General features: G+C 29.9%; 18 protein-coding genes and 1 pseudogene. 8 read left to right on the top strand and 11 right to left on the bottom strand.

Annotated features, from left to right (window positions below):
* Window positions 1–6: 6 nt before the first annotated feature.
* A complete protein-coding gene (locus MT340_RS12535; protein WP_001832797.1) occupies window positions 7–2394 on the bottom strand; it encodes a heavy metal translocating P-type ATPase in 2388 nt (795 codons plus the stop codon).
* Window positions 2395–2408: 14 nt separating this feature from the next.
* Window positions 2409–2684 (bottom strand): metal-sensing transcriptional repressor, encoded by a 276-nt coding sequence (locus MT340_RS12540; protein ID WP_001831396.1) that lies wholly within the window; start codon window positions 2682–2684, stop codon window positions 2409–2411.
* Window positions 2685–2858: 174 nt separating this feature from the next.
* Here MT340_RS12540 and MT340_RS12545 point away from each other — a divergent pair, with 174 nt between their 5' ends.
* The gene (locus MT340_RS12545) at window positions 2859–3134 is read left to right on the top strand and encodes a glutaredoxin family protein (protein ID WP_001831374.1); all 276 of its coding nucleotides are present in this window, start codon (window positions 2859–2861) and stop codon (window positions 3132–3134) included.
* A 40-nt stretch (window positions 3135–3174) separates the two neighbouring features.
* On the opposite strand, the gene MT340_RS12550 is transcribed toward MT340_RS12545, so the two are convergent.
* From MT340_RS12550 to MT340_RS12565, 4 genes are all read right to left on the bottom strand, one after another.
* Entirely contained in the window at window positions 3175–4116 is a 942-nt protein-coding gene (locus MT340_RS12550; RefSeq protein ID WP_001831389.1) for a cation diffusion facilitator family transporter, read from the bottom strand.
* Window positions 4117–4405: 289 nt separating this feature from the next.
* A complete protein-coding gene (locus tag MT340_RS12555; RefSeq protein WP_237647332.1) occupies window positions 4406–4963 on the bottom strand; it encodes a helix-turn-helix domain-containing protein in 558 nt (185 codons plus the stop codon).
* Between the two features lie 18 nt (window positions 4964–4981).
* Complete coding sequence (locus MT340_RS12560; RefSeq protein WP_049389990.1) at window positions 4982–5824, bottom strand: replication initiation protein; 843 nt, start codon at window positions 5822–5824, stop codon at window positions 4982–4984.
* 367 nt (window positions 5825–6191) lie between these two features.
* Window positions 6192–6866, bottom strand: coding sequence for an IS6-like element IS257 family transposase (locus MT340_RS12565; protein ID WP_058586762.1), 675 nt, complete (start codon window positions 6864–6866; stop codon window positions 6192–6194).
* Between the two features lie 120 nt (window positions 6867–6986).
* On the opposite strand from MT340_RS12565, the gene MT340_RS12570 reads away from it, so the two are divergent.
* Entirely contained in the window at window positions 6987–7082 is a 96-nt protein-coding gene (locus MT340_RS12570) for a type I toxin-antitoxin system Fst family toxin (protein WP_107365925.1), read from the top strand.
* Between the two features lie 150 nt (window positions 7083–7232).
* Here MT340_RS12570 and MT340_RS12575 read toward each other — a convergent pair whose 3' ends face one another.
* Both MT340_RS12575 and MT340_RS12580 read right to left on the bottom strand, forming a co-directional pair.
* Window positions 7233–8006, bottom strand: a complete 774-nt coding sequence (locus MT340_RS12575; RefSeq protein WP_053022575.1) for an ABC transporter permease — start codon at window positions 8004–8006, stop codon at window positions 7233–7235.
* A complete protein-coding gene (locus MT340_RS12580; protein ID WP_002512557.1) occupies window positions 8006–8701 on the bottom strand; it encodes an ABC transporter ATP-binding protein in 696 nt (231 codons plus the stop codon). The genes MT340_RS12575 and MT340_RS12580 overlap by 1 nt, the downstream gene beginning before the upstream one ends.
* Before the next feature lie 229 nt (window positions 8702–8930).
* On the opposite strand from MT340_RS12580, the gene MT340_RS12585 reads away from it, so the two are divergent.
* Window positions 8931–9539, top strand: a complete 609-nt coding sequence (locus tag MT340_RS12585) for a recombinase family protein (protein WP_000583527.1) — start codon at window positions 8931–8933, stop codon at window positions 9537–9539.
* Window positions 9540–9748: 209 nt separating this feature from the next.
* On the opposite strand, the gene qacR is transcribed toward MT340_RS12585, so the two are convergent.
* The gene (gene qacR / locus MT340_RS12590; protein ID WP_001832666.1) at window positions 9749–10315 is read right to left on the bottom strand and encodes a multidrug-binding transcriptional regulator QacR; all 567 of its coding nucleotides are present in this window, start codon (window positions 10313–10315) and stop codon (window positions 9749–9751) included.
* Between the two features lie 176 nt (window positions 10316–10491).
* Between qacR and qac the strand changes: the two genes are divergently transcribed.
* The 3 genes and pseudogenes from qac to MT340_RS12920 form a co-directional block, all read left to right on the top strand.
* Entirely contained in the window at window positions 10492–12036 is a 1545-nt protein-coding gene (gene qac / locus MT340_RS12595; RefSeq protein ID WP_243603951.1) for a QacA/B family quaternary ammonium compound efflux MFS transporter, read from the top strand.
* Between the two features lie 204 nt (window positions 12037–12240).
* Window positions 12241–12801: a hypothetical protein gene (locus MT340_RS12600; protein ID WP_001077893.1), complete on the top strand. Its 561-nt coding sequence runs from the start codon at window positions 12241–12243 to the stop codon at window positions 12799–12801.
* A gap of 63 nt (window positions 12802–12864) precedes the next feature.
* Window positions 12865–12999: pseudogene (locus MT340_RS12920) on the top strand (HAD hydrolase family protein); the annotation flags it as partial.
* A 355-nt stretch (window positions 13000–13354) separates the two neighbouring features.
* On the opposite strand, the gene MT340_RS12605 reads toward MT340_RS12920, so the two are convergent.
* A complete protein-coding gene (locus tag MT340_RS12605; protein ID WP_002447401.1) occupies window positions 13355–13897 on the bottom strand; it encodes a recombinase family protein in 543 nt (180 codons plus the stop codon).
* 114 nt (window positions 13898–14011) lie between these two features.
* On the opposite strand from MT340_RS12605, the gene MT340_RS12610 reads away from it, so the two are divergent.
* Complete coding sequence (locus MT340_RS12610; RefSeq protein WP_002447402.1) at window positions 14012–15463, top strand: SulP family inorganic anion transporter; 1452 nt, start codon at window positions 14012–14014, stop codon at window positions 15461–15463.
* 12 nt (window positions 15464–15475) lie between these two features.
* Complete coding sequence (locus MT340_RS12615) at window positions 15476–15889, top strand: universal stress protein (protein ID WP_002447403.1); 414 nt, start codon at window positions 15476–15478, stop codon at window positions 15887–15889.
* 279 nt (window positions 15890–16168) lie between these two features.
* On the opposite strand, the gene MT340_RS12620 is transcribed toward MT340_RS12615, so the two are convergent.
* Complete coding sequence (locus MT340_RS12620; RefSeq protein WP_002505613.1) at window positions 16169–16882, bottom strand: DUF536 domain-containing protein; 714 nt, start codon at window positions 16880–16882, stop codon at window positions 16169–16171.
* Window positions 16883–17162: the final 280 nt, after the last annotated feature.

Raw genomic sequence — 17162 nt, forward strand, 5'->3', positions numbered from 1 at the left:
AGATTCTTATAATTTCATACGTTTTAGACGTAAAGCGTTTGTGACAACACTTACAGAACTTAAAGCCATTGCTGCTCCCGCAACCCAAGGTGCTAGCAGACCAATTGCTGCTATAGGGATACCTGCAACATTGTAACCAAACGCCCAAAATAGATTTTGGCGAATATTACGAATTGTAGATTTACTTGCTTTTATTGCTTTTGGAATTAATAAAAGGTCTCCTCCTAAAATAGTTATATCAGCAGCTTCGATTGCAACTTCTGTACCTGTACCAATGGCAATACCAATATCTGCTTTAACTAGTGCTGGAGCATCATTGACACCATCTCCAACCATAGCTACTTTTTTACCTTCAGATTGAATTTCTGCTACTTTAGAAGCTTTTTCTTCTGGTAAAACCTCTGCAATAATCGTGTCTATACCAACTTGTTTTGCTATTGCTTGTGCGGTACGTTTGTTATCACCAGTTAACATAGCAACTTCAATACCTAATTCATGAAGTTTTTGAATAGCTTGTTGGGCAGTATCTTTAACTGTATCAGCTACAGCGACAACCCCTCTCAATTCGTTATCTACGCTTATAAGCATTGCAGTTTTTCCTTCTTTTTCAAATTGAGCGAGATTTGTTTCAGCTTCATTAGTTTGGATTCCTTTTTCACTCATTAGTTTTCGATTTCCGACAAAAAGTTCTTTACCATCAATTGTTGCATTTATACCGCGCCCTGGTATAGCTTCAAAATGGTCTACTTCTAAAAATTCTAATGATTTTTCTTTAGCATAACTTACGATAGCTTCAGCTAGTGGGTGTTCAGAACCTTTTTCTGCACTAGCTAACAATTGTAATGTTTGATCATCTCCACTAAAATCAGTGACTTCAGGTGTGCCATTTGTTATAGTGCCAGTTTTATCTAAAACAACTGTATTAATAGCGTGTGTACCTTCAATGTGTTCTCCACCTTTAAATAGAATGCCATTTTCAGCAGCTTTTCCGGTACCCACCATTATAGAAGTAGGCGTAGCTAAGCCTAACGCACAAGGACAAGCGATAACTAATACTGCTATTGCAGCAACTAAGGCTGGTTCAAATTGTCCCGGCTGAACTAATGAAATCCATATAATAAATGTGAAAATCGCGATACCTACAACGATAGGTACAAAATATCCAGAAATAATATCTGCTAGTCTTTGTATTGGCGCTTTAGAACCTTGCGCTTCTTCGACAACTTTAACAATGGAGGCAAGAGCTGTATCTTTACCAACTTTTGTTGCTTCAACAGTAATTGCTCCATTTTTATTCATTGTTGATCCTATAACATTATCATTTTGCATTTTTTCAACAGGAATAGATTCACCTGTCAACATTGACTCGTCAATTGAAGTCATACCTTTAATTATTTTGCCATCTACTGGTATTTTTTCTCCTGGTTTGATAACTAAATAGTCTCCTTCTTTTACCTCACTTAAAGGAACCATAGTCTCTTCACCGTTGCGTAATATACGTGCTTCTTTAGCTTGTAAATTCAACAATTTACTTAACGCATTTGTTGTTTGTGTTTTAGCACGTGCTTCTAAATACTTTCCGAAAAGAATTAAAGTAATTAATACAGCACTTGTTTCAAAATATAGGTGTGGCTCATAATTTGTATTAATTAACCACTTAATCGATTCATAAATACTATAAAAGAAGGCTGCGCTTGTACCTAAAGCGACAAGAACATCCATATTTGCTGACCCATTACGAAGGTTTTTATAAGCGCCTACATAAAATTGCCAACCAATAACAAATTGAACAGGCGTTGCTAATACAAATTGGAACCACGGGTTCATAAATATATGTGGTATTTGAATACCAAATAAATGAACGAACATTGTCATTAACAATGGAGCTGCTAAAACAGCTGAAACAACTAATTTAATTAACTGTCGTTTTAATTGTTTTTCTTTTTGGGAACTTTTTTCTGATGCTTCTTTTTTAGGTTGTGCCTCATACCCTAGGTTTTTAATACGTTGTTGAAATTCATCTACAGACGTCATATCAGGGTTGTATTCTACAGTAGCACTTTCTGTGGTTAAATTAACTGTAGCCTTATTTACACCTGAGATTCGATTTAAAACTTTTTCGATTTTATTCGAACAAGCTGCACACGTCATTCCCATTACATCGAGATCCACTTTTTCGGTTAAAACTCCATAACCTGTTTTTTGAATTGTATTTGCAATATCTTCTAATGATGTAACATTGGGGTTATATTCAATTGTAGCTTTCTCTGTAGAAGGATTTACATTAGCGTTAACTTCATCTAATTTATTTAGATTTTTTTCTACTTTATTCGAGCAAGCTGCACATGTCATGCCTGTGATACCTAATGAGGTTTTTTTAATATTTTCACTCAATTATTTCTTTCCTCCTATTTTGAAAATTGTTTTAATACAACCATCAATTCTTTGATACTTTCTTCTCCGTTGCCATTTTTAATACCTTCACTTACACAATTAGATATATGGTCTTCAGTTACTATAAAACCCACTTGTTTTAGGGCTGATTGTATTGCTGTTATTTGTACTAGTACATCTATACAATATCTATCTTCTGCTATCATTGATTGTAAACCGCGCATTTGTCCTTCTAATCTTTTGAGTCTATTGAGCAATGCGTCATTGTTTTTAACAGTAGTAGTGTTCAATTTCACCCCTCCTCATATACCCTAACGGGGTATCTCTTGTTGGAATCTATATTATACCCCTAGTAGGTATAAGTCAATACAAAAGTTTCATATAAAAAATTAATATTTATAGTTTGTTTTAAGAGGTACACTTGTATAAAATGTATGCTAAAACTTATATTAGGAGAGATATATTTGGATAAAAATATACAACTTGAGCTTTACACAAGACCTACATGCTCTGATTGCCAAGAATCAAAAAGGTATTTAAACTCTCAAGAGATTAGTTATAGTCATAAAGATGTAAGTCAAAATTTGGACTTAGAAGAAGAAATGAAAAAAATATCAGGCAACCGAATTGTTCCCTTATTTGTTTTTTATAAAAAAATTTTTTGGGGTAAAAAAAAGTTGTTTAAATATTACGTGGGATTTGAAAATAACAAAAAAGATATATTAAATATATTGGAATAATTAAATAAACAGCCATTATTAAAAAATAATGGCTGTTTATTTAATGATGATGTTGACTGTCTTCTTCTTTCACGATACAAAACAATTTTTCACTATGATTATTGTTAGAAGTTTCAGTCTGTATTGTGACATGTTGAATATTTTGATGATTGAGTTCATGTTCTATACGTTTAAGTAAAAACTCATTTTCAGTAATGGTCATTGTATCTTCTACAACAATATGACAAGATAACGCGTTTAATCCGCTAGTTACTGACCAAACATGAAAGTCATGAATATTTTTAACTTCTTTGAATTTTTTAATAGTTTTAATAATGTCTTTTGTATTTATATTGCTTGGTGCTCCCTCCATTAATACATGAAGACTTGATTTTGTTACATAAAAGCCGCTACGTAGTACTAAAATTGCTACAATCACACTTGCTAAAGGATCCGCCCACCCCCATCTAAAAAATATAATGAGAAGGGCTGCTATAACTGCACCTATAGATCCAAGCATGTCGCTTATTACATGCAAATATGCTCCACGCATATTTAAGTTTTCTTCTACATCGCTCCCGCGCAGCATTATCCAAGCCACAATAATATTAATAAACAAGCCTACCAAGGCGATAATTAACATGCCTGTAGAAGCTACCTCAGGGGGGTTTTTAAATCTCTCAATAGCTTCATAAAAAATATAGATAGCTATTAACATCAAAGTAATACCATTAAGTACAGCTGCTAGTATTTCAAACCTTTTGTAGCCAAAAGTTTTATTTGTATTAGCTTGCTTCGCTCCTAAAGTAAATGCAATTAAAGCAATACCTAAAGAAATAGAATCACTTAACATATGACCAGCATCTGAAATTAACGCAAGACTGTTAGTAAAGAAACCACCTAACCCTTCTACAATCATGTAACTTGTAATAATAATAAAACTAATTAATAAAGTCTTTTTGTTCGCGCCATGTGTATGATTATGATTGTGATCGTTTTCCATTTAATCCCTCCTCTTTTTAATGATGAAAAATATTTTCTATAATTTGAATTTTTGTTTTTATAACTATAGAGTTAAAAAATATAAAATTTCAATTAATGTTTTGTTACTCGAAGAAAATCATACTAACTTATGAATATATGAGCATATATTCATAAGTTAGTATGATTTTTATCCTTTGTCAATATAGAAATGCTTTGTATTTTGTATATTAAATAAAAACCCTACTTTGCTTTGGACAGTAGTGGGATTTTTGCATATGATAAACCACACTTCACTTGCTAAATATTAACTATATTATAATTAACAAGTGATAATTTCTTTTTAGAGAAAATAATGTATTCACGCCTTTAGGCGTGAATACATTATTTTTTTTGAATAGTTTAGAAAAGATAGATTGTTTTTGTTCATTTTTTTTTGATGCTTTTGGAGTAATGATATCTTCTTTTGAATCTATATTATCAGTTTCTATTTTTTTGGTATTACTTAATATATTTTGGCTATTTAAATTCAAAGATTGTTCTTGTTTTAATGCAATTGTTAAATCGTCAATTTGTCGATTCTTTTGTCGAATTTCTGATTCTAAATGCTCTATGTATTTATCGATATAACTGCTATATTGGTTATTTAATGATTCTGTTTTGTTTGTCGATTTTTCATCAAATTTTGTCGATTCTTTTGTCGTTTTTTTATTTAAAATTGTTTTTAGATAATCTATTGTATTATCATCTATTAATGATTTGTTACCTACTTTGTTTACCTTCAAATTTGAAGGTAAACTTTTTAAATGATAATGAATTGTTTGTTTAGAGACATCTAAAAGTTCAGAAACTTCCTTTACAGTTTTCATCAAATAACTGGGTCTCCTTTACTTTTTCATTTTTTGTAAAAACGCTTGACGTTCTTCTTCTGTATACGCAGATGTCTTAGATGTGGTTGGTTCATAAGTGTTATTTTTTAACCATTGTGGCGTCATTTCACGGCTTATATATTGTTTTGGTTTGCCTGTACTTATCATATTAGATTGTCGTTTCGAATGAATACGTTTCTCAGGTTCAAAAGAAAATTCTAACCATTCAATCTTTCGTCCTTTTTTAGCTTTAATTTTATTAATATTGAGATTTTTAAATAAAAAGCCTAATTCTTTAATTATTGGTTTAAATACATACTTATCAATTTCACTCATTCGATAACTTTTCGGAATATCTAAACGTTCTCTGAAATCATTAATTTGAATTTTGAAATATCCTGTATGTTTATATTGCTTTAGTAATCTAAACATATTTTTTGCATAAGTTGATTTTAGTTGTGTCATTTCCTGTAGTTCAAATTTAGTGAAATCAGCAGTAATTGAATTGAGTATATGCTTCAAATCATTATTAACACTAATAGACAGGTATTGTTTTTTTATATCAACTTTATAAGAAGTGAACAATACAAATTTTTCAAATGATTGCTCGTTACGTTCTGTATAAGTTAAATGCAACATTTTATCGTATACATGTTCTAAATCTTTTATAAAACGCGCTTGTGATCGTGAGTAATAATTACTAAGATGTTTTAATTCATCAAAAGGTATTTCTAGTTTACGTGTGTCTTGTTCTTTAAGTTTATTACACAATGTAAAAAACAAATCGACTTCTGTACTTGTAAATTTTCTTAAAGGTACTAAATTCATTTCGTTTCGGTACACAACAGTCTCTCCAGTCATGTTATAATCACTCCTACATATGTTTTTAGTTTTAGGATTAAAGGAAAAGACGTCTAAATTTCTTCCTTTAATCCTTTTTTGTAACAACATAGGGTAGTTTTATGATAAATCCACCCTATAAAATGAATTTAATATTACTATAACATAATATATAACGCAATCCCAAAACGATTAGGTATCTTTGTTACAAAATCTACCCTTTCCTGTTACAAAATCTACCCTTTCCTGTTACAAAACCTACCCTTTAGAGTTCTAAAACCTTACTGCGAGTAAGCTTCAACAACTCTCTAAAAAGGGTTTAAAAAGATTGGTTCTGTTGCAAAGTAAAAAATATAGCTAACCACTAATTTATCATGTCAGTGTTCGCTTAACTTGCTAGCATGATGCTAATTTCGTGGCATGGCGAAAATCCGTAGATCTGAAGAGACCTGCGGTTCTTTTTATATAGAGCGTAAATACATTCAATACCTTTTAAAGTATTCTTTGCTGTATTGATACTTTGATACTTTGTCTTTCTTACTTTAATATGACGGTGATCTTGCTCAATGAGGTTATTCAGATATTTCGATGTACGATGACAGTCAGGTTTAAGTTTAAAAGCTTTAATTACTTTAGCCATTGCTACCTTCGTTGAAGGTGCCTGATCTGTAATTACCTTTTGAGGTTTACCAAATTGTTTAATGAGACGTTTGATAAACGCATATGCTGAATGATTATCTCGTTGCTTACGCAACCAAATATCTAATGTATGTCCCTCTGCATCAATGGCACGATATAAATAGCTCCATTTTCCTTTTATTTTGATGTACGTCTCATCAATACGCCATTTGTAATAAGCTTTTTTATGCTTTTTCTTCCAAATTTGATATAAAATTGGGGCATATTCTTGAACCCAACGGTAGACCGTTGAATGATGAACGTTTACACCACGTTCCCTTAATATTTCAGATATATCACGATAACTCAATGCATATCTTAGATAGTAGCCAACGGCTACAGTGATAACATCCTTGTTAAATTGTTTATATCTGAAATAGTTCATACAGAAGACTCCTTTTTGTTAAAATTATACTATAAATTCAACTTTGCAACAGAACCTGATATAATATAAAAGTCGTCGTTTTACTTCTGTGCTGTAATTAGCATGGAAGGAGGTGACATCATGTTCAGCATCATATTTGTATCTTTAATAGCTCCTATAATAGTAGGGGTTATACTCACGCTATTTTCTTATTGGCTAAATAAGCGTGATAGATAATTAAACGACGACATAGTCAATACACCCAAAAAGAGCCCGATAACTACTGTGAATAGTTATCGGGCTCGGTGTTTATCATGCTTAGCATCATATTTGTTAATTACATTATAACACCATAGTGGATAGGAATGCAAAATTGCATATCTAAAATTATACATTTTTCTTTTTAAAAGCGAAAATAACTAATGCTAAAAAGATAATAATATAAACAATGTTCCCAATATATAGTTCATGTAACTCTAGTTTAGTCATTTTTTTGAATACTTCGTTATCTAATACTTGTGTACTTAAATTTAACATGTTGATAGGATTCCATTTTAACCATTCCCATTGAGCAATTGCCGCAAAGAGTATGCCTGAAATAACAGAAGAAGCAAAGTAGAAGACAATTCCTACAGCAATCGAAACACCTGGTGATTTTAAAAGGCAAGAAATTAATAATGTTAAACTCAATATTAACCACATACCAATATAAGTAGCTAAAGCAGTTAACAAGTGCTCTTGTAACAGTGATAAATTGTCACCAGATTGTTTTAAAATATCCATATCAGAAAATAGCACTAATTTTAAACCTAAGCTTATCAAAGTAGTAACAATAAATAATACTAATGAATAAATAAATAAAGCGCTAAATTTACTTAAAATAATACTCATTCTTGAGTAGTTTCTATAAAGTAAGTTCTTAATTGTACCATAGTGAAATTCCATAGTGATTATGGTTGCTGCTTGAATAATCATTAAGAAGAAGATCCAAGAAAATCCTGTATACCCTTGTTTGAACTGTGATTCTGGCTTAAGTATATCTTCATAATTATTACTTAAAACTGCCATAGCAATCATTAGAATAAATATTATAATTGGGATAATAATGGATGATTTCTTTTTAAATATCTTATAAAGTTCTTGATTAATTAAAGTGCCCATTATGATTGTTCCCCCTTTTGATCAATAATATTAAGTAATATATTTTCTAAATCACTTTCATTTGATTGGTTCAATTCTTCCATAGTAGTCTCTTTAATAATTTTACCTTTATCAATAATTAAAATTGAGTCTGTAACTTTTACAAGTTCACTTAAAATATGACTAGATATTAAAAAAGTTACACCTTGATTTTTAAAGTCTATAATCGTCTCTCTCACATTTTTTACGGCTTTTGGATCTAAGCCGTTCATTGGTTCATCTAAAATAACTAATTTAGGATGATTTAAAAGTGCCAGAGCGATACCTAGCTTTTGTTTCATTCCTAATGAATAAGTTTTTGCTTTACTATGTATAAAATCATTCATTTCTAACTTATCAACAATTTGCTGAATATTACTTGTGTCTTTATCTTCATTAATAAGCTTCATATTTTCAAAACCAGTAAGAAATGGATATAATCCAGGATTTTCAATTAAAGCACCTATATCATTACTTTTATTTAAAGTATGTGATTTTAGAGTTCCAGATTGATAGCTGGATAGACCTAAAATAACCTTCATTAATGTTGTCTTTCCTGCACCATTTCCACCTACTAATCCAATAATATCGCCACTGTTTAGTGTGAAAGATACATCTTTTAGAATTTTTTTACTTTTGATATTTTTACTAATTTCGTTCAAAGTTAATAATTCCATAGTATTCCCCCTTTTTGGTTTTGTGACTTATATATCAATATAATCAAACAAACAATTGTAAATATATAGTATTGTGTGATATTGATACTATTTAAATTATAAAAAGTGTATATATTGTCAAAAAGATTATACTATTAAGGGTACACCCTAATCATACAAAATAAGTTGTTGAAATTATCGCAATTAGAACGTATGATTAGGGTGTATATTAATTATGGAGTGAAGATGAATGATTATAGGTTATGCGAGAGTATCATCGATAGATCAAAATTTAGAAAGACAATTGGATAATTTAAAGACGTTTGGTGTGGAGAAAATCTTTACAGAGAAACAGTCGGGAAAGTCAGTGGAAAATAGACCTGTATTTCAAGAAGCACTCAATTTTGTCAGAATGGGAGATCGATTCGTTGTGGAATCTATTGATCGTTTGGGACGTGATTATGATGAAATTATTGAAACTGTGAGTTATTTAAAAGAGAAAGACGTTCAGTTAATGATTACCAGCTTACCTATGATGAATGAAGTGATTGGCAATCCATTACTGGATAAGTTTATGAAAGATTTAATCGTTCAAATTTTAGCAATGGTTTCAGAACAAGAGAGAAATGAAAGTAAACGTCGACAAGCGCAAGGAATTCAAGTTGCGAAGGAAAAAGGCGTATATAAAGGGCGCCCCTTACTTTATTCACCAAATGCCAAAGACCCACAGAAACGTATTATTTATCATCGCGTGGTGGAAATGTTAGAAGAAGGGAAAGCAATTAGTAAGATTGCGAAAGAAGTTAATATCACAAGACAGACAGTTTATAGAATTAAGCATGATAAGGGATCATCTTGATAAATGGGTCGTCAATGCAAATAAGAGGCTCTCACAGAGTCTCAAAACTCATATTATATTATTGAAATGATCTTTTAATAATTATACAAGAAAAAAGAGAGTGCGAATTCGCACTCTCTTTTTGTGTAGTAATACTATTTAAATTTTTTATCAATAATGAACGTAATTTAGAAATAATATTTATTGGTATTTCAAGAATATATATATAATTATTTACTAAGTCCATTTAAAAAAATTTGAGAGAACTTGTTCATAAGTTTAATTCTTTCATTAATATTTTGTTCATGTGTAAAGGTAACAATTCCATTAACAGCGTTTGCTGCTATTTTACTAACAGCATTAACATCATTAATACACCATTCGCCATTTAAATTACCCTCCTTAAAAATTACATGATAAGCATCTATATATTTGTTTTCTAATTTATTCATTTTTTCATTAATGCTATTAGTTTTATAATATTCAGTGCAAAATTCAATTATTGCGTTTTGAAGTGGATAATAGTATTCGGTTGTTAAAGATAGTTCATTATATAAATAAAATTTTTCTCTATTAGTTTTACATTTGATTTGTTCCTTTTTCCACTGTTCTTGCCATTTAGATTCTTCTATATTTAAAATTTCTAAAAATAGATTTTCTTTTGTTTTAAAGTGATAATAAAGATTCCCTTTACTACTTTCTGATAATTTAACAATTTCTCCAGTAGTAGTGGCATTATATCCATTTTTTATAAATAATTCCTTTGCGACACCTAGTATTTTATCTTTCAAGTTCATCACGCCTTTAATGAGTATTAAGTACTATCAATGATAGCACAAAAATTCAAAGAATAATTGTATAACACAATACAGCCATTTAAATTTCGCAAGATTTTTTGTTGTAATATGTAAAAAAATAGATTATAATCCTTATAGACCGATCGAACGGTCTATAAGGATTGGAGGGAACTTAAATGATTTCATTTTTTACAAAAACTACTGATATGATGACATCAAAAAAAAGATGGACTGCACTAGTAGTATTATCTGTTAGTTTGTTTGTTGTTACAATGGATATGACAATATTAATTATGGCTTTACCGGAATTAGTAAGAGAGTTAGAGCCTTCTGGTACCCAACAGTTATGGATAGTTGATATATACTCTCTTGTTTTAGCTGGCTTTATAATTCCATTGAGTGCCTTTGCTGATAAATGGGGAAGAAAAAAAGCATTATTAACTGGATTTGCTTTATTTGGCCTCGTTTCATTAGCTATATTTTTCGCAGAAAGTGCAGAGTTCGTAATAGCTATTCGATTTTTACTTGGTATTGCAGGTGCTTTAATAATGCCAACTACTCTTTCAATGATAAGAGTAATTTTTGAAAACCCTAAAGAAAGGGCCACTGCATTAGCTGTATGGTCAATCGTTTCATCGATAGGTGCTGTTTTTGGACCAATTATCGGAGGAGCTTTACTTGAGCAATTTTCATGGCACTCGGCATTTTTAATTAATGTACCGTTTGTGATAATAGCAATTGTAGCAGGTTTATTTTTATTACCAGAGTCTAAGTTATCAAAAGAAAAGTCTCACTCGTGGGATATTCCTTCTACAATTTTATCAATTGCAGGCATGATTGGACTGGTATGGAGTATCAAAGAATTTTCAAAAGAAGGACTAGCAGATATTATTCCATGGGTTGTAATAGTATTAGCAATTACCATGATAGTGATATTTGTTAAACGTAATTTATCAAGTTCTGATCCAATGTTAGACGTAAGACTTTTTAAAAAGAGATCATTTTCAGCTGGTACAATTGCTGCATTTATGACAATGTTTGCAATGACATCTGTTTTGTTATTAGCTTCACAATGGTTACAGGTTGTGGAAGAACTTTCTCCTTTTAAAGCTGGCTTATACCTATTACCTATGGCAATAGGAGATATGGTGTTTGCACCAATTGCACCCGGATTAGCGGCGCGATTTGGACCGAAAATAGTGTTACCTTCCGGAATTGGAATTGCAGCCATTGGCATGTTTATTATGTATTTCTTTGGTCATCCATTATCATATTCTACAATGGCTTTAGCATTAATTTTAGTTGGAGCTGGTACGGCTTCACTAGCAGTTGCATCTGCTCTAATAATGTTAGAAACACCTACATCAAAAGCAGGTAATGCAGCTGCTGTTGAAGAGTCTATGTATGACCTTGGAAATGTTTTTGGTGTAGCAGTACTTGGTAGCCTATCTTCTATGCTTTATCGTGTATTTTTAGATATTTCATCTTTTTCATCAAAAGGTATAGTTGGAGATTTAGCTCATGTAGCTGAAGAATCTGTAGTGGGCGCTGTCGAAGTAGCTAAAGCTACGGGGATAAAACAGCTTGCAAACGAGGCTGTAACATCATTTAATGATGCTTTTGTAGCAACTGCTTTAGTAGGTGGGATTATCATGATTATCATTTCAATAGTTGTCTATTTGTTAATTCCCAAATCACTTGATATAACTAAACAAAAATAGTACTAAACATATATTTTTAGATATTGTAGATTAGTTTATTTTTAAAATTAGTAATAGTTAAAAAGTAGAACCATTAATTTTAAATGGTTCTACTTTTTTATTATTAAGTAAAATTATAAAAGACAATTTCTTAAATTAATAATATGATATACCTATATCTAATAATTTATTAGTATTAATAAACCTTGAAAGGATGATTAACTGATGAATAGAGCAGATATTTTTAAAATATTTGATGTAGAACTTAATATAACTATATTTTTAGGAGCACTAGTAGCAACTTTCATCTATTTTATAAGTTACATGAACAATGTAAATGAATTAATTACATTATGCTTAACATTAGCTTTTCCTGCATATTTATTAAAAATTAGCAGATCGTTCGAGGTTATTTTATTAGAGGAAAAAATAAAAAATAGTAAAATCAAAATCTGTGACAAAGATAGAATTGAACGAGAGATACTGGTGAAAAAGAACCTAATAGATGAACTATTGTTTCCTAATAGAGTTATTAAAAAATATACACTGACAATTTTAATTTACAGTATAGGTATTATTATTCTTTTACTACTTTGTAATATGTTAAGTTATGGAATTGGTGAAAATGTCAATTTTATCTGGAGATTACTAGCTTGTTATGTAACGAGTGTCACAGTGATTATAGTTGCCTTGATTATAATGATAATGATATTTGATCTTATAATTGGATTACTATTAAATTTTCAAATATTTTTAAAAAATAAAAAGTATGATGACTTTTTATAATTATTCGATTTATATAATGAAAAATTAAATGATTAAACATAGAAACCTCAAAACAAACCATATTTAATAGAGTTTATGGCGCCTTATACAAATAAAGGCTATGCTGTTAAAGAATTATGTAGCTATCTTCAGATTAATATGGATGATGTTTATACTATTGGCGATAGAAAATTGATTTACCTATGTTTAATACCCTAGATAATTCTTCTGATAATTTAGTTTTTGTTAGAGTTTAACATAACTGATGATTATAGGTAGTTAAAATGTATATCTTATACATAATCAATAAAAGTTGAATTTAATGTATTTGACATAGAGGAATTTTTTTACATTTCTTTTTCGTTAACTCAGCATATCTTGTAGTTCACTATATTGGAAAGTATTTATTATAAAATATTTCTATGTTTTTGCTAAGTCTTGTCTTTCTATATTTTCGAGTACTAATAAAAAAACTTTCTCACTAATATTTAATGTTTTAAAGATCACTTTACTTTCCTCTTTAATCGACAGTATTATATTATGTTCTATATCTTGAAACAACATTTACTATCTCTTATTTATCTAGATGACGATATAAAGTTGCTCTACTTATGTTTGTTTTTTCTTTTATTTCATCTAGAGTGTAATTTTTGCTCATATACATTTCTATAGCATCTCTAAGATTTTTATCATCTCGTTTGGGTCTGCCTAACTTTTTTCCTTCTTTTGTATAATTTTCTAATCCAACGCGTGTCCTAAATTTAACAACATCACTTTGAAAGTCTGTAATATCATGTAGTATTTCTAAAAATTCTCCTTGAATATTTTTATAAATATATCGGTTTAAATTAATTACATATAAAGATATATCCTTCTGTGAAAGATAATCTAATATATCTACTAATTGTTTCGTAGAATCTGCAAGTATACATAAATCTGTAATATATACTGCATCCCCCGAGACCAACTTCTTTTTTAAAAGAAGGTCTAATTCATTTCTTTTTTTATTATTAGCATGACTTTCCTCAACTATTTTTTTTGTATAGGTTTCTATTTTCTTTTTTTGTTCGTTTAAATCATCGTTTATTGTAACAGGTCTGATATAACCGTATTTCATTTACTTGCACCACCCTATAGCTAAAGTATAACAGGAAAGTTTCATTAAAGGGTACACATATGAAACTTTTCTGTTATACTTTACAATATAATTAAATAAAAAGGAGAGTAAGTTATGGTTGAAAAATTAAAACATGAATGGTTTAACCAGCCAGGTAAAAATATACTTGCCGGTATCGTGGTTGCCTTAGCTTTAATCCCTGAAGCTATCGCATTTTCAATTATTGCTGGCGTAGATCCAATGGTTGGTTTGTATGCTTCATTTATCATCGCTGTTGTTACTGCTATTGTTGGTGGTAGACCTGCAATGATATCAGGTGCAACAGGGGCTGTTGCCTTATTAGTTACACCACTTGTGAAAGATTATGGTGTAGAATATCTTTTAGCTGCCACGATATTAATGGGAGTAATTCAATTAGTTTTAGGCCTTCTCAAAGTGGGGCGTTTAATGAAATTTATACCTCATTCCGTCATGATAGGTTTTGTAAATGCATTAGGTATTATGATTTTCATGTCCCAAATAGAACATATCTTCGGTATTTCAATCTCAACTTATATATATGTAATTGTAACATTACTCATTGTATATATAATCCCTAAATTTTTCAAAGCAATACCTGCACCATTAATAGCTATCATCGTATTGACTGCTCTTTATATGTATACAGGTTCTGACGTGAGAACTGTTGGTGATTTAGGAAATATTAAGCAAGCTTTACCGCACTTTTTAATTCCTAATGTTCCCTTTAATTTAGAAACACTTCAAATCATTTTTCCATACTCGCTATCTATGGCTATTGTAGGTCTAGTAGAAAGTTTACTTACTGCTAAAATTGTAGATGATGCAACAGACACTTATAGTAGTAAAAACAGAGAATCTCGTGGCCAAGGCATTGCTAATATGATTACAGGATTATTCGGTGGTATGGGAGGTTGTGCCATGATTGGACAATCTGTAATCAATGTCAAATCAGGTGCAAACAGTAGATTATCTACTTTTTCTGCTGGTGTTGTCTTAATATTCATGATTATTGTTCTTGGAGGACTTGTTGTTCAAATTCCAATGCCAATTTTAGCAGGTATTATGGTTATGGTTTCGATTGGTACATTTGATTGGAATTCTTTTAAATATATTCAAAAAGCACCAAAAACAGATGCAGTTGTTATGATACTTACAGTGATAATTGTACTGATGACACATAACTTAGCTCTCGGCGTGGTCGTAGGTGTTATTTTCAGTGCTTTATTCTTTGCTACTAAAATATCAAAAGTAGAAGTAACATCTGAGAAGTTTGGTAAAACTAACCGTTTATCTTTTAAAGGTCAAATCTTTTTTGTTTCTATTGACTCTATGATGGATCAAATTAGCTTTAATATTGAAAATAGTATTATAGAATTAAACTTTAATAATGCTCATTTATGGGATGATTCAGCAGTAGATGCTATTGATACAATGGTAAGGAAGTTCGAAGAAAAAAATAACATTGTTCATGTAGAAAAACTAAATTCAGATAGTCGTAAAATAGTCTCAGAATTAAGCAAACTAAATGAAAATCATTTAAACTAAGGAGTGTTGTTTATGTATAAATCAATTTTATTAGCAGCCGATGGGTCAGAAAATAGTTTACGTTCAGCACAGGAAGTTTTGAACTTTATAGATGAAAATACTATAGTTACTTTAATTACAGTTGTAAATGTTGAAGAATCGAAAACAGATGTTTTACATGGTAAACAAGGACATAGTTTAACAAATGAAAGAGAAGACAAATTATCCAGTATAACTGAACTATTTGTAGAACATAATGTAAATTATGAAGTAAAAATTGCACATGGTCTTCCTGCAGAAACAGTGGTTTCAGTTGCTAATAGTGGTAAATATCAAGCAATTGTTTTAGGGTCTCGTGGTCTAAATAGTTTACAAGAAATGGTATTGGGTAGCGTCAGTCACAAAGTGGCTAAACGTTCAAAAATTCCCGTTATCATTGTAAAATAGTCTGTCTAACTCAATCCATAAAAGGATTGAGTTTTATTTTGAGACGACTAAGGGTACCTTAGTAATTTAATAAAGTCTATTTTACAATATAAAAAAACAATACACAGTAATGTGTATTGTTAATTATTTCAGTATATAAACTTTAACGTAATCATAATTTCAAATAACATTTTAAGATATTTATTTTTGTTCACATAATTACTGATTATCAGAAGTACCGTCAATATAAAAGGTGCATCAAGGGTTTATAAACTCTTGATGCACCTTTTATATTTATTTTTAATTACCAAACAGTCTACTCCAAAGACTTTTTTTAGAATGATTTTCGATTCTTATATCCTTTTTCTGTTCATCATCTATTTTATCGCTTTGTTTCGATTCACTATCTTCTTGTTTATCCTCGTGTTTATCTTTACTTTCATCACTAAACTGAGAAACTATTTTTTCTTTTTGATTATCTGAGTTACTATTTATAGAATCCATATTGTCCATTGTTTCTTGAACTTCAATGTCCTGTCTCTTGTTAGCAGAATAATTAAGTTGCCTTTCTTCTTCTAATTCAGACTCCAACCTTTGTATTTTTTTATTACTTTCTAATGCTAATACTTGTTGATTTTCAAGTAATTTCGACCTTTCTTGTAATTCTTTTCTATAAAATTCTATTGTCGTTTCATGACGTTTTTCTTGCTTTTCAAGTTGCTTATTTAAAGTATCTATTTGCTTTTCAAGTAGTTCAATTATTTGAACGTCATATTTAGATTCATTGTTTTTATTATCTGTTTTAACTTTTTCTGAGTTTATATTAGTACTTTCAAATCCATATTTCTTTTTATTTTTGATTATTCTTTGAATGATCTTTTCTACATCAACATCATTTTTAATGAATGAAGTATTATCCTTTTTTATTGTTTCTATATTCAATCTTTTTATATTATTAAACACAGTCTGTTTACTAACTTCCAATTCTTCACTTATTTCTTTAACACTTTTCATATCTTCAACCCTTTATAAATACTTTATCAACCCTTTATAAACAAATTCTATCACAAATACTTTTATAAAGGCATTTTAATTAGATTCAAAAAACCCTTTATAAACACTTGATAACGATGTTGTCAAATGTTTATAAAGGGTTTTTAAGTGAAATTATAATATCTTTTATATGTTCTTCTTTAATGATATAATGTTCATAATACGTTTTAGTCCCAACTACTGGTAATAGTTGGGACTTGGTAATAAAACGTTACAATACGTTAGCTATTTAATTTGATAT

Source organism: Staphylococcus sp. NRL 16/872 (assembly GCF_022815905.2).
Classification (GTDB): Bacteria; Bacillota; Bacilli; order Staphylococcales; family Staphylococcaceae; genus Staphylococcus.